Here is a 12,579-nt window from a genome sequence, read left to right as displayed (position 1 = left end):
CTAACAGCGGTCGCGTCAGGCCGGAAGGTCCCGCCAGCAGGGAACCTTAGCATCCGACCATGAGGCGGCCGCGAACACGCCGCGGGCGACGGCGCGCGCCAGGGCGTCGGCCGCCAGCGCGCCCAGCCGCGCCACCACGTAGTCCGCCGGCGCCTCGAGCGGCCGCCGGCCGGTGGCCAGGGCGAACACCACGTCGCCGTCGAACGGCGCATGGACGGGGCGGATGGCGCGGGCGAGGCCGTCCTGGGCCATCACCGCCAGCCGCTTGGCCTGGGCCGGGGTCAGGGCCGCGTCGGTCGCCACGCAGGCGATGGTCGTGTTGCGCGCCTGGGGCGGGCGCTTGGCGAGGCCCCAGTCGTCCGGGCCGGCGACGAGGCCGGCCGGCCCCAGGCCGCCGAACTCCCCGTCCAGCTCGTAGGGCGCGGCCCAGAACGTGCGCCCGCCGGGCGCCGTCACCGAGCCCCAGCAGTTGACCGCCGCCAGCGCGCCCACCGTGAATCCGTCCGCCGAGACCACCGAGGCCGAGCCCACGCCGCCCTTCAGCGTCCCGGCCATGGCGCCGTACCCCGCGCCCGCCGTGCCGAGGGCGAAGTCCGGGCCGGCCGCGGAGGCGGCGGCGCGCCCGAGGTCGCGATAGGGGGGCGCCTCGCCCCAGGCCTTGTCGCCGCCGTTGGCCATGTCGAACAGGATCGCCGCCGGCACGACGGGCGAGGGCGGCACGCCGGGCACGAGCCCGTAGCCCCGCCCCTGCGCCCCCAGCCAGGCCACCACCCCGTCGGCCGCGGCCAGGCCGTAGACCGAGCCCCCCGACAGCACGACGGCGTCCACCGCCTCGACCAGGTTCTCGGGCGCGAGGGCGTCCGTCTCGCGAGTGCCGGGCGCGCCGCCGCGCACGTCCACGGCGCAGACCGCGCGGTCGTCGGGCAGGATGACGGTCACGCCCGTGCGGGCGGGCGCGTCCTGCGCCTGCCCGACACTCAGGCCCGGCACGTCGGTGATCAGGTTGCGGGGCCCCGGCCCCGGACGCATCTCGGCCATGAGGCGACCTCGCACGCGCCGGCGGCTGTTGTCCACGGCCCGGCGCCGCTATGGTCGCCCGCCATCCCGCCGCCGGAGTGTTCCCGTCCGTGATCCGCAAGACGCGTCTGCTGCCCCTCGCCCTTTCCGCCCTCCTCGCCGCCTGCGCCACCCCTGCCGCGCCGCCCGCGCCGCAGCCGGCGCCTGCGCCCGCCGCCCAGCCCGCCGCCCAGCCTGGGGCCCAGCCTGGCGCCCAGCCCGGCGGCATGGTCGCCGCGGCCAATCCCCTGGCGGTGGAGGCGGGCCTTCGGGTGCTGCGCGAGGGCGGCTCGGCCGTCGACGCCGCCGTCGCCGTCCAGGCGGTGCTGGGGCTCGTGGAGCCGCAGAGCTCGGGCCTCGGCGGCGGGGCGTTCCTCACCTACTACGACGCCGCCACCCGCTCGGTGACCGCCTACGACGGCCGCGAGACCGCCCCGGCCGGCGCGACCCCCGACATGTTCATGGTTCCCGACGGCAAGCCGCTCGGCCGCACCGCCGCCATCCTGTCGGGCCGCTCGACCGGCGCGCCGGGCGCGGTCGCCATGCTCGCCATGGCCCAGGCCGATCACGGCAGGCTGCCCTGGAACCGCCTGTTCCTCGACGCCGAACGCCTGGCCGACGAGGGCTTCCCCGCCCCCGGCCGCATGGCCGCGGCGGCGAGCGGCCGCTCGGCCCAGGCGGCCACCGCCGACGCCGCCCGCTACTTCACCAAGCCCGACGGGACGAAGATCGCCAAGGGCGACATCGTCCGCAATCCGGCCTACGCCGCCACGGTCCGCAAGATCGCCGCCGAGGGCCCGAAGGCCCTGCTGGAGGGCGAGATCGCCGAGGCCATCGTGGCCAAGGTCCGCGAGGGCCCGCTGCCGGGGACCCTGAGCCTCGATGACCTGAAGAGCTACCGGCCGCGAAAGGGCGCCGCCCTCTGCCGTCCCTACCGGGTCTACATCGTCTGCACGCCGAACGCCCCGTCTGGCGGGCCCGCCGTGCTGCAGGGCCTGGGCCTGCTCGAGCGCACCGACATCGCCGCCCACCGCAACGACGTGGAGGGCTGGTACCTGTTCAGCCAGGCGAGCCGCCTGATGTACGCCGACCGCGACCGCTACATCGGCGATCCGGCGTTCGTGGACGTGCCGGTCGAGGGGCTGCTGGAGCCCGCCTATCTGGACGCCCGCGCCCGGCTGATCGGCCCCACGGCCAGCCCCGAGGCTCCGCAGCCCGGGACGCCCCGCGGCGCCAAGGCCCGCGCGCCCGACCGCACCCTTGAGCCCGCCGGCACCACCCACTTCGTCGTCGTCGACGGCGCCGGCAACGTGGTCTCGATGACCACCACGGTGGAGAGCATCTTCGGCTCGGGCCGCATGGTCCACGGCTTCTTCCTGAACAACCAGCTCACCGACTTCTCCTTCTCGCCGGTGGACAGGGACGGCGCGCCGGCCGCCAACGCGGTCGCGCCGGGCAAGCGCCCGCGCTCGTCCATGGCGCCGGCCATCGTGCTGGACCGCGACCGCCGCTTCGTGGCCGCCGTCGGCTCGCCGGGCGGCCCGGCCATCCTCGCCTACAACCTGAAGACCCTCGTGGGCGTGCTGGACTGGAAGCTGCCGGTGCAGGAGGCCATCGACCTGCCCAACCTGATCGCCGCCGGGACCTTCTATGGCGCCGAGGTGGACAAGTTCGCCCCGGAGCTGCGCGAGGGTCTGGCCGCCCGCGGCGTGAAGCTCACCCCCAGCCCCGGCGCCGAGGGCTCGGGCCTGCACGGCGTCGAGGTCACGCCCCAGGGCCTGCGCGGCGGCGCCGATCCCCGCCGCGAGGGCGTGGCCCGGGCGCCCTAGGGGGCGGATCCGCCCAGGTAGCCGTCGAGTTCGGCGCGCAGCCGCGTCGCCTGGCCGGCGACCATCTGGGCGGCGGCGAACATCTCCTGGGCGGCCTGATCGGCGCCGCCGATCGCCTCGGTGATCTCGCCGATCTCGCCGGCCACCTCCCGGGCCCCTTCCGCCGCCTGGTGGATGTGGCCCGAGATCTCCTGGGTGGCCTCGCTCTGCTGCTCCACGGCCACCGAGACCTGCTCGGCCATGCTGGCGAGCTGATCGACGATGGGCTGCACGCCCGAGATGGCGGCGCTGGCCTGCCGCGTCAGTTCCTGCACCGACTGGATCTGGTGGGTGATATCGACCGTCGCCTCGCCCGTCTGCCGCGCCAGGGCCTTCACCTCGCCGGCGACCACCGCGAAGCCGCGTCCGGCGTCGCCCGCGCGGGTCGCCTCGATCATGGCGTTCAGCGACAGTAGGTTCGTCTGGCTGGCCACTTCCCGGATCAGCGCCACCACGGCGTTGATCTGCTCGGACGCGTCCTGCAGCTCGACCATCGCCTGGGCCGTCGTCCGGGCGCGGTCCACCACGTCGCGCGAGACCTGCGAGGTCGAGCCCGCCAGCGAGCCCACGCCGCTGATCGAGGCGCTCAGCTGCTCGGTCGCGGCCACCACGCCCGAGACGTTCTCGTTGGTGTTGCGGGCGCTGCCGTCGATCGCCGCCGCGCTCTGGCGCACCCGGCCGACCAGCTCGGCCAGCCCCTGGGCCGACGTCTCCACCGCGCCCGCGGACGAGGCCACCTCGTCGGCGATCTGCAGGAGGCTGCCCCTTAGGGCCTCGACGCCGGCGACCTTGTCGCCCATCGCCTTCATCGCCTGGTTGATCACGCCGGCGGCCTGGCCGAACGAGCCCAGCAGGCCCTGCTCCATCACCCGTCGGTAATACACACCCTCGGCCACGTGCTGGAGCGCCGCGCGGCTCTCGCGCACATAGGCGTCCGTCAGGTCGAGGAGCGCGTTCAGCGCCTCGGCCACCTCCCTCGCCTCCGCGTCCTCGGGCAGGGGTGAGACCCGGCCCTCCAGGTCGCCCCTCGCCGCCTGCTGCAGCACCCGGCCGATGGCTTCGAAGCAGGCCGCGCAGCTGGGCGCGTCAGCGGCTGAAGATGTACTCGTCATAGGTCACCCCGCGTTCCGCCAGCAGGTTGGTGAGCGCCGCCACCGAGCTCTCCGCCGCCGAAGCCTTGCCGCCCGCCGCGTCTTCCACCCGCCGCATCTCGGCGTAGAGGCCCTGGATCTCCTCGACCGCGCGCCGGTCGGGCGCCCGCCGGTTCGAGTGGTATCCGCAGATCCGGCCGCTCTCGTCGAACGTCGGCGTCACGTGCGCCAGCACCCAGTAGTGGTCGCCGTTGCGGGCCATGTTGACCACGTAGGCGAACACCTCCTGCCCGGCCTGCACGCGGTCCCACAGCATCTTGAAGACGCCGCGCGGCATGTCCGGATGGCGGATCACGGCATGCGGCGCCCCCACCGCCTCGGCCTCGGTCAGGTCGGCCAGGCGGAGGAACACCGGATTGGCGTAGGTGATCACGCCCCGGGTGTCGGTTTTCGAGACGATGATCTCGTCGCGGCCGAACGAACGCTCACGCCCCGTCGGCTGGACGGTCTGCATGAACTTGCGAAGTGGGGCTTCGACGCCTTCGCCCGATCTCTCGGACGCCCCCCGGCGGCCTGCCATGTCCATGGGGACGAAAGCTAGGCCGCGCCAGAACATTCATTCCATATAGTAGTTATACGGACTTGATGTTTCCCGAATATGCGGGATTCGAATCGCCGTAATTTGCGACCCGTTACATATACAATGACACCGATTACTTGAACAGCATACGGCGTTGCCCTTCAGGGGTCAGGCCGGACTCTTCGTCCGCCGGCGGGCGGGAGCCTTGGTCGGGGCGCCGGGCAGGCGCAGCTCGAAGACCGAGCCCTCGGGGCCCGTCGCCGCCAGAGACAGGTCGCCGCCGTGGCCCAGCGCCAGCTCGCGGGCGATGGCCAGGCCCAGGCCCGCCCCGTCGGGCCGCCCCGAGCCGGCGAACGGCTGGAACAGCCGCTCGCGCACCCGGCCGGGAATCCCCGGCCCGTTGTCGGCCACCCGCACCAGGCAGCCGCCGTTCGCCGCCGCCAGCGAAACCTCCACCCGGCCGGGCGCCGTGCGGCCCTCCTGGTGCTCGATCGCCTCGCGGGCGTTGCGGAACAGGTTGGCGAGGATCCGGTGCAGCTGGTCGGGATCGGCCGTGACCTGCGCGCTGCGCTCCACCTTCGAGACCAGCCGCACGCCCTCGTCCGACAGCCGCGCCTCCAGCGCCGCCTCGGCCACCGCCTCGGCCAGGGCGACCCTCCGCGGCTCGGGCGCGGCCTCCTGGGTCTTGCCGTAGGCCAGCACGTCCGAGGCGAGTTTCACCGCCCGGTCCAGCGCCCGCTCCAGCCGCGGCAGGGCCTGGGAGACCTTGGGGTCCTGCAGCGCCGCCAGCCGCTCGGAGGCGATCTGGGCCGAGGTGAGCATGTTCTTCAGGTCGTGGTTGATCTTGGCCACCGCCTCGCCCAGGGCCGCCAGCCGCGCCCGCGAGTTCAGCGCCACGCGCAGGTCGGCCTGCATGCGGTCGAGCTCGGCCTCGGCGCGGCCGATCTCGTCGCGCCGCCCCGACAGCTCCACCCGGGCGGCGGGATCGTCGGGGTCGGCCCGGAACCGCTCCATGGCGTGGGTGATCCGCTGCATCGGCCGCACGAGGAACAGGTTCAGCGCCACGAACACCAGCACCCCGGCCAGCGTCGAGACGAAGACCACGATGCCGATCAGCCGCCACAGATAGCCCGCCAGCGCGCGCTTCAGCTCGGTGTCGGTGGCGACGAACTCGATGAACTCGGCCTCGCGGAACCGCGGCTCGGCCACCACCCGCACCCGCCGCCCCTCGGGCCCGAACAGCGTCCGGAACGGCGCGAACACCCCCAGGCCCGCCGCCGCCCGGGGCCGCAGGTCCACGAGATAGGGCGCCTCGGCGGGCCTCGCCCCCGCGAACACCAGCGAGCGGACCCCGTCCACCGATATGGCCACGATCTCCACGCCCGCGCCGCGCAGCAGCTCGGTCTTGAGCTGTTCGCTCACCACCCGGTCCGGGGCCACCTCGGGGGCCAGCGAGGCCAGCTCGGCGGCCCGCACCCGGTCCAGCAGCCACTGGCGCTCGAAGGCGGCCAGGGCCGGCGGGATGGCGATAAGCCCGCCCAGGGCCGCGAACAGCACGGTCAGGACCAGCAGGCGCGCCGAGAGGCCGCCGGGCCAGAACAGGCGGCGCCGTCTGTCCCGCGCGGGCGGCTCGTTGGGCGCTGGGGCGTCCGCCATCATCCTTCCGAGTTAATGCGAGCGGAGGGCCAGGGCAACGCAAGGCCCTGACAGCTCTGCTATTTTGCGCCCACCGCGTCGCCGAGCGAAGCAAAACCGTCCGCGCGCAGACGCTGGGCGAGCTCGCGCTTGATCCGGGTCGCCAGCCCGGGCCCCTCGAACACCAGCGCCGAATAGAGCTGCACGGCCGAGGCGCCGGCGCGGATCCGCGCATAGGCGTCCGCGCCCGAGGCGATCCCCCCGGCCCCGATCAGCGTCAGCCGCCCCTGCGCCGCCTCGGCGAACCGTTCCAGCCGCTCGGCGGCCAGCCCCTTCAGCGGCGCGCCGGACAGTCCGCCCGCCTCGTCCCGGAAGCGCGAGCGCAGGGCCGGGCGGCCGATGGTGGTGTTCGAGACGATGATCCCGGACAGGCCGTGGGCGGCCACCACCTCGGTGATCGCCTCCACCTCGGCGTCCTCCAGGTCGGGCGCGACCTTCAGGAACATCGGGACCCGCCCCGCCGGCGGCAGGGAATCGCGCGCCTCGGCCAGGCGGCCCAGCAGGTCCTCCAGCGCGGCCTTCGTCTGCAGGGCGCGCAGCCCGGGCGTGTTCGGCGAGGAGATGTTCACCGTGAAGTACGAGGCCAGGCCCCACAGCCGCTTCAGGCAGGCCACGTAGTCGGCGGCGCGGTCCTCGGAATCCTTGTTGGCGCCGATGTTGGCGCCCACCACGCCCTGGCCCGCGCCCCGCCGCGCCAGGCGGGCGGCGAAGGCCTCCAGGCCCTCGTTGTTGAACCCCATGCGGTTGATCACCGCCCGGTCCTCGCTCAGGCGGAATAGGCGCGGCCGCGGATTGCCCGCCTGCGGCTTCGGCGTGACCGTGCCGCACTCCACGAAGCCGAAGCCCGCCCGCAGCATGGGCCCGAACACCTGGGCGTTCTTGTCGAAGCCGGGCGCCAGGCCCACCGGGTTCGGCAGCGCCATGCCGGCCAGCGTCGTCGCCAGGATCGGATCGTCCGCCCCCCCGACCGGCCCCAGCCCCGCCTGGAGCGCGCGGATGGCGAGGGTGTGGGCGTCCTCCGGGTCCAGCCCCCGCAGCGCCCGCGTGGCCAGGCCGTGCAGCGCGCTCATGCCGAAAGCCCCGTCTGCGGAACGCCGTCCGCGTCCGGCGGCGCGTCCGTCACCGCCCGCACGTGCGCCACGTCGAGCGGCCCGTAGAGGTGCGGAAAGAGGTCGCCGCCCCGCGAGGGCTCGAACTTCAGGCCGGGGCCCAGGTCGTCCGCCTCGATCTCCAGCACCACGAGGTCCGCCTGGCCGGCGAAGTGGCGCCGGGCGGTCTCCTGCGCCTGGGCGGCGGTCGAGAAGTGGATGAAGCCGTCCTGCCGGTCCACCGCCGAGCCCTCGAAGCGCCCCGCCGCGCGGGCGGCCTCCCACTCGGCCCGCGTCAGGATCTTGTAGACCCGGCTCACGCGCGGTCCGGATAGAAGAGGCCGTCGAAGCTGGGCCGGCCGTTCATGTCGATCAGGAACACCGCCGCGGCCCCCGGCGGGAACTTGCGCTGGGCCTGGTGGACCAGCTCGCGCGGGGCCGAGCCCTCCATAAGGAGCTGGACGGCCAGCTCCTGGAGCCCCGGATTGTGCGCCACCAGCATGACCGTGCCCGCCGAACGCCCGGCCTGCTCGGCCGCCGCCCGCAAGGCGCCGGAATCGGCGTGGTAGAGGCCGTCCTCGAACCGCGCCTCGCAGGCCGGGAAGCTGCCTTGCGCCGCCGCCCAGGTCTCGCGCGTGCGCGCCGCGGTGGAGACCAGCGCCACGTCCGGCCGGAACCCCAGGTCGGCCAGGCTCGCGCCCATGGCGGCCGATTCCAGCACGCCGCGCGGCGCCAGCCGGCGGTCGAAGTCGTCGCCGCTCTCGGAGTCCGGCTCGGCCTTGCCGTGCCGGAACAGGATCAGCCGCTGCATGGAGCTCCCTTAACCCGCAGGCGCCCTGCATAGCCGAGCGGGCCGGCGCTGCAAGCCATTGACACTTAAAGCGGGGGGCGGTCCAAGGCGGCCATGACCGCGCCGGCCCAGATCACCGGGGGCTTCGAGACGGGCGGCGGGACCTGGCGGTTCCCCGCGAGCAAGCCGCTGCGCCTGGACAGCGGGGCCGTGCTGGCGCCGCTGGAGGTCGCCTACAAGACCTACGGCCGGCTCAACGAGACGAAGTCCAACGCCGTCCTCGTCTGCCACGCCCTGACCGGCGACCAGCACCTGGCCTCCACCCATCCGGTGACCGGCAAGCCCGGCTGGTGGAGCCGCGTCGTCGGCCCGGGCCTGCCGCTCGATCCCGAGCGCTACTTCATCATCTGCTCCAACGTCGTCGGCGGCTGCATGGGCACCACCGGTCCGGCCAGCCTCGATCCCAAGACGAACGAACCCTACGGCCTGGCCTTCCCGGTCATCACCATCGCCGACATGGTCCGCGCCCAGGCGATGCTGATCGAGGCGCTCGGCATCGACACCCTGTTCGCCGTCGTCGGCGGCTCGATGGGCGGGATGCAGGTGCTCCAGTGGGCCGCCGACTATCCCGAGAAGCTGTTCAGCGCCGTCTGCATCGCCGCCGCGGCCCGCCACTCGGCCCAGAACATCGCCTTCCACGAGGTGGGCCGCCAGGCGGTCATGGCCGATCCCAACTGGTGCGGCGGCGCCTACCTGAAGGCCGGCGTGCGGCCCGAGAAGGGCCTGGCCGTCGCGCGCATGGCCGCGCACATCACCTACCTGTCCGAGGCCGCCCTGCAGCGGAAGTTCGGCCGCGAGCTGCAGCGCGATGGCCTGTCCTGGGGCTTCGACGCCGACTTCCAGGTCGAAAGCTACCTGCGCCACCAGGGGGCCAGCTTCGTCGACCGCTTCGACGCCAACAGCTACCTCTACATCACCCGCGCGCTGGACTATTTCGACCTCGCCGCCCAGCACGGCGGGGTGCTGGCGAACGCCTTCGCCAAGGCGCGCGGCGTGCGCTTCTGCGTGCTGTCGTTCTCGTCCGACTGGCTCTATCCGACCGCCGAGAGCCGCGACGTCGTCCGCGCGCTGAACGCCGCCGGCTGCCGCGCCAGCTTCGTCGAGATCGAGAGCGACAAGGGCCACGACGCCTTCTTCCTCGACGAGCCCCAGCTCGACCAGACCCTGCGCGGCTTCCTGGCCGCCCAGGCCCAGGCCCGAGGGCTGAACGGGGGGCTCGCTTGACCGCCACGCGCGAGGACTTCCGCGAGATCCTCCGCCTCGTGCGTCCCGGCGCGCGGGTGCTGGACGTGGGCTGCGGCGAGGGCGAGCTGCTCGAGATGCTGACCCGCGAGAAGCGCGTCGACGGCCAGGGCCTGGAGATCAGTCCCGAGGGCGTCGCCGCCTGCCTCGCCCGGGGCCTGGCGGTGGTGCAGGGCGACGGCGACCGCGACCTCGACCACTTCCCGGCGCGGGCCTTCGACTACGCGATCCTGTCCAAGACCCTGCAGCAGATGCGCGAGCCCCGGCACGTGCTCTCCGAACTGCTGCGCATCGCCGACCAGGCGGTGGTCTCGGTGCCGAACTTCGGCCACTGGAAGGTCCGCTGGGCGCTGCTCTCGCGCGGCCGGATGCCCGAGACCGGCGCCCTGCCCGAGCCGTGGTGGTCCACGCCGAACATCCACCTGTGCACCCTGCGCGACTTCACCGCGCTGTGCGACGAGCTGGAGCTGCGCATCGATTCCTGCGCCGCCCTCGCCGAAGGCAAGCCCGCCCGCCAGATCGACCCGCGCCGCCCGGTGGAGAACTGGCGCGCGGAGACGGCCCTCTTCCTGCTCAGCCGCAGGGCCCAGGGCGCCCCCGAAGCCGTCCCCCGGAACCTGTTCGGCGACGTCGAGCTGGCCAGGCCAGACCCCGCGCCGAAGGCCAAGGCCCGGCGCAAGAAATCGAAGTAGCCTCCTTCGCCCGAAAGGGGAGGAGGCTTCAGGCCAGCCCCAGCGCCCGGACGACGGCGCCCTGGTCGAAGTAGGGGCGTTCGCAGACGATCTTCGCCCCGCCCGGGGCGAACTCGAAGCTCGCAGCCATGCGGACGCGGAACGCCTTGCCGGTGGGCTCGATCGTCCGGCCGGCGTGGCGGAGCGGGCCGAGGTGGGTGCCGGTGAGCCAGAACTCCACCAGCACGGTGTCGCCGTCGTGGGCGATGGCGATGATCTCGTTGCCCTGGTCCGGGAAGGGGACGCGCGAGGCGGCGAAGTAGCCGCGGACCGCCGCCTCGCCGTCGAACACGGCGCCGGATCCGTACAGCTCGTACCTGGGGCGCTCGAACGTGGCGATCACCCCGTCCCAGTCATGGACGACCTCCAGCGCCATGTGCTCGCGCACGGCCTGGATGCGGGCGGCGGCCAGGTCTTCCATGCCGCCCTCCTAGCCCGCGATCGCCGAGGCGCCGGTCTCTCCGGTGCGGATCCGGACCACCTGCTCCAGGTCCAGCACGAACACCTTGCCGTCGCCGATCTTCCCGGTGTTGGCCGAGGCCTTGATCGCCTCGACCACCTTCTCGGCGACGTCCTGAGGCACGGCGATCTCCAGCTTCACCTTGGGCAGCAGCTTCACCTCGTACTCGGCGCCCCGGTAGACCTCGGTCTTGCCCCGCTGGCGGCCATAGCCGCGCACCTCGGTGACGGTCAGCCCCGAGGCGCCCGCCTCGGTGACCGCGTCCAGCACCGCGTCCAGGCGGCTGGGCTTGATGACCGCGATGATCAGCTTCATGCGCCGGGCTCCCCGATCTCCGGTCCCGAGCCTAGGGCCTTCACGGCGGCTTCGCCAAGGCCCCGTCCCGCGACGCCGGCGCCGGCCGGGCTGGGGGCCAGCACGGGACGGACCGCCTTGGCCTTGGCGCGCGCCCCCTTGGGCTTGACGGCGAAGGTCTGTTTCACCGCCTCCATCAGCAGGAGGCCCGCGAAGCCGGGCCACAGGCGCGAGCCGGCCTGCTCGAACCCTTCCGCCCAGCGGGCCATCCAGCCCACCGGCGGCACGTAGAGCGCCCGGGTCCAGCCCGAGGGCTCCAGTTCGGCCTCGCGCAGCAGCTCGGCCAGCTGGGCGCGGCTGTAGGGGCGGCCGTGGCCGAAGGGCGTCTTCTCGGTGTTGGCCCACATCCCGTTGCGCGAGGCGACGGTGACGATCACCCGCCCTGACGGCGCCAGCACCCGCCAGACCTCGCGCAGCAGGGCGACGGGGTCGGCGCTCTCCTCGATGGCGTGGACCACCAGGATCCGGTCGAACAGGGCGTTGGCGAAGGGCAGGGCGTCCTCGGGCGTCAGGGTCGCCAGGTTCCGGCCGCCCGCGGGCCAGACCTCCACGCCCTGCTGGGCGGGCATGGCCGCCGCCACCCGCCGCGCCGCCGGCCGGAAGGTCCCGACGAAGGGCGTGCCGTAGCCCACGGCCAGCACGTCCAGCCCGCGGGCGTCGCCCCAGGCCTCCACCAGCTTGCGCTGGACCATGGTCCTGGCCGCCCCGCCAAGGTCCGAGGCGTAGAACCGCCGAAGCTCGAGGACGTCCCTGCGCATCTGACTCCCGGCTATCCTCGACGAAGGATCACGACCAGCCTAAACCGGTTCGCAGCCTCTCAGGAGAGCCTCGCGATGTCCCTCGCCGTCCACCAGTTTCCCTGCCTGTCCGACAACTACGGCTTCCTCGTGCGCGACGAGGCCAGCGGCCTGGCCGCCTGCGTCGACACGCCCGAGGCCGGCGCGATCCTGCGCGAGCTGGACCGCCTGGGCTGGACCCTGGCGCTGATCCTCAACACCCACTGGCATCCCGACCACGCCGGCGGCAACGAGGAGATCAAGGCCCGCACCGGGGCCAAGGTCGTGGGGCCCAAGGAGGTCACCCGCATCGCCCCGCTCGACCGCGAGGTCCAGGGGGGCGACGAAGTGCTGCTGGGCGAGACCCGCTTCCGGGTGATCGAGAGCGGCGGCCACACCCTGGGCCACGTCGCCTACTACGACGCCGAGGACGGGATCGCCTTCGTCGGCGACACCCTCTTCGCCCTGGGCTGCGGGCGGCTGTTCGAGGGCACGCCGGAACAGATGTGGGCCAGCCTCTCGCGCCTCGCCGCCCTGCCCGACGACACCCGCGTCTACTGCGCCCACGAATACACCGAGGCGAACGCGCGCTTCGCCCTGTCGCTGGGGGACGATCCCGTGCTGAAGGCCCGCGCCACCGAGGTCTTCGCCGCCCGCGCCCGAGGCGAGCCCACCGTGCCCACCACCATCGGCCTCGAGAAGGCCACCAACCCCTTCCTGCGCGCCGCGAACGCGGCCGCCTTCGCCGACGTCCGCGCCGCCAAGGACAGCTTCAAGGGCTGAGCCTC

14 protein-coding genes are annotated in these 12,579 nt (G+C 73.6%); 4 read left to right on the top strand and 10 right to left on the bottom strand.

Features of this window, described 5'->3' with window-relative positions:
* Positions 1-15 precede the first annotated feature (15 nt).
* Positions 16-1,038 carry a P1 family peptidase gene (locus PHZ_RS02410; RefSeq protein ID WP_012521009.1) on the bottom strand — a complete coding sequence of 341 codons (1,023 nt, stop codon included), beginning with the start codon at positions 1,036-1,038 and terminating at the stop codon, positions 16-18.
* Between the two features lie 89 nt (positions 1,039-1,127).
* On the opposite strand from PHZ_RS02410, the gene PHZ_RS02405 reads away from it, so the two are divergent.
* The gene (locus PHZ_RS02405; protein WP_012521008.1) at positions 1,128-2,885 is read left to right on the top strand and encodes a gamma-glutamyltransferase family protein; all 1,758 of its coding nucleotides are present in this window, start codon (positions 1,128-1,130) and stop codon (positions 2,883-2,885) included.
* On the opposite strand, the gene PHZ_RS02400 is transcribed toward PHZ_RS02405, so the two are convergent.
* From PHZ_RS02400 to PHZ_RS02375, 6 genes are all read right to left on the bottom strand, one after another.
* Positions 2,882-4,036 carry a methyl-accepting chemotaxis protein gene (locus PHZ_RS02400; protein WP_012521007.1) on the bottom strand — a complete coding sequence of 385 codons (1,155 nt, stop codon included), beginning with the start codon at positions 4,034-4,036 and terminating at the stop codon, positions 2,882-2,884. The two genes, PHZ_RS02405 and PHZ_RS02400, sit on opposite strands and share 4 nt — an antisense overlap.
* A complete protein-coding gene (locus PHZ_RS02395; protein ID WP_012521006.1) occupies positions 4,011-4,529 on the bottom strand; it encodes a PAS domain-containing protein in 519 nt (172 codons plus the stop codon). The genes PHZ_RS02400 and PHZ_RS02395 overlap by 26 nt, the downstream gene beginning before the upstream one ends.
* A 234-nt stretch (positions 4,530-4,763) precedes the next feature.
* The gene (locus PHZ_RS02390) at positions 4,764-6,251 is read right to left on the bottom strand and encodes a sensor histidine kinase (RefSeq protein ID WP_041373803.1); all 1,488 of its coding nucleotides are present in this window, start codon (positions 6,249-6,251) and stop codon (positions 4,764-4,766) included.
* A 59-nt stretch (positions 6,252-6,310) separates the two neighbouring features.
* Positions 6,311-7,360, bottom strand: coding sequence for a quinone-dependent dihydroorotate dehydrogenase (locus PHZ_RS02385; protein ID WP_012521004.1), 1,050 nt, complete (start codon positions 7,358-7,360; stop codon positions 6,311-6,313).
* Entirely contained in the window at positions 7,357-7,698 is a 342-nt protein-coding gene (locus PHZ_RS02380; RefSeq protein WP_012521003.1) for a DUF952 domain-containing protein, read from the bottom strand. The genes PHZ_RS02385 and PHZ_RS02380 overlap by 4 nt, the downstream gene beginning before the upstream one ends.
* Entirely contained in the window at positions 7,695-8,189 is a 495-nt protein-coding gene (locus PHZ_RS02375) for a SixA phosphatase family protein (protein ID WP_012521002.1), read from the bottom strand. The genes PHZ_RS02380 and PHZ_RS02375 overlap by 4 nt, the downstream gene beginning before the upstream one ends.
* 93 nt (positions 8,190-8,282) lie before the next feature.
* On the opposite strand from PHZ_RS02375, the gene metX reads away from it, so the two are divergent.
* Both metX and metW read left to right on the top strand, forming a co-directional pair.
* Entirely contained in the window at positions 8,283-9,452 is a 1,170-nt protein-coding gene (gene metX / locus PHZ_RS02370) for a homoserine O-acetyltransferase MetX (protein WP_012521001.1), read from the top strand.
* Positions 9,449-10,162 (top strand): methionine biosynthesis protein MetW, encoded by a 714-nt coding sequence (gene metW, locus PHZ_RS02365; protein ID WP_012521000.1) that lies wholly within the window; start codon positions 9,449-9,451, stop codon positions 10,160-10,162. Before metX ends, metW begins: the two co-directional genes overlap by 4 nt.
* Before the next feature lie 28 nt (positions 10,163-10,190).
* On the opposite strand, the gene PHZ_RS02360 is transcribed toward metW, so the two are convergent.
* From PHZ_RS02360 to PHZ_RS02350, 3 genes are read right to left on the bottom strand one after another with little or no spacing between them, the layout of a single operon-like run.
* Positions 10,191-10,622 carry an ester cyclase gene (locus PHZ_RS02360; protein ID WP_012520999.1) on the bottom strand — a complete coding sequence of 144 codons (432 nt, stop codon included), beginning with the start codon at positions 10,620-10,622 and terminating at the stop codon, positions 10,191-10,193.
* 9 nt (positions 10,623-10,631) lie between these two features.
* Positions 10,632-10,976: a P-II family nitrogen regulator gene (locus tag PHZ_RS02355; protein ID WP_012520998.1), complete on the bottom strand. Its 345-nt coding sequence runs from the start codon at positions 10,974-10,976 to the stop codon at positions 10,632-10,634.
* The gene (locus PHZ_RS02350; protein ID WP_012520997.1) at positions 10,973-11,773 is read right to left on the bottom strand and encodes a class I SAM-dependent methyltransferase; all 801 of its coding nucleotides are present in this window, start codon (positions 11,771-11,773) and stop codon (positions 10,973-10,975) included. The genes PHZ_RS02355 and PHZ_RS02350 overlap by 4 nt, the downstream gene beginning before the upstream one ends.
* Positions 11,774-11,848: 75 nt before the next feature.
* Here PHZ_RS02350 and gloB point away from each other — a divergent pair, with 75 nt between their 5' ends.
* Positions 11,849-12,574 (top strand): hydroxyacylglutathione hydrolase, encoded by a 726-nt coding sequence (gene gloB, locus PHZ_RS02345; RefSeq protein WP_012520996.1) that lies wholly within the window; start codon positions 11,849-11,851, stop codon positions 12,572-12,574.
* The last annotated feature ends 5 nt before the right edge of the window (positions 12,575-12,579 follow it).

The sequence above is a fragment of the Phenylobacterium zucineum HLK1 genome, from assembly GCF_000017265.1.
Lineage (GTDB): Bacteria > Pseudomonadota > Alphaproteobacteria > Caulobacterales > Caulobacteraceae > Phenylobacterium > Phenylobacterium zucineum.
This window is presented reverse-complemented; position numbering and strand designations above follow the sequence as displayed.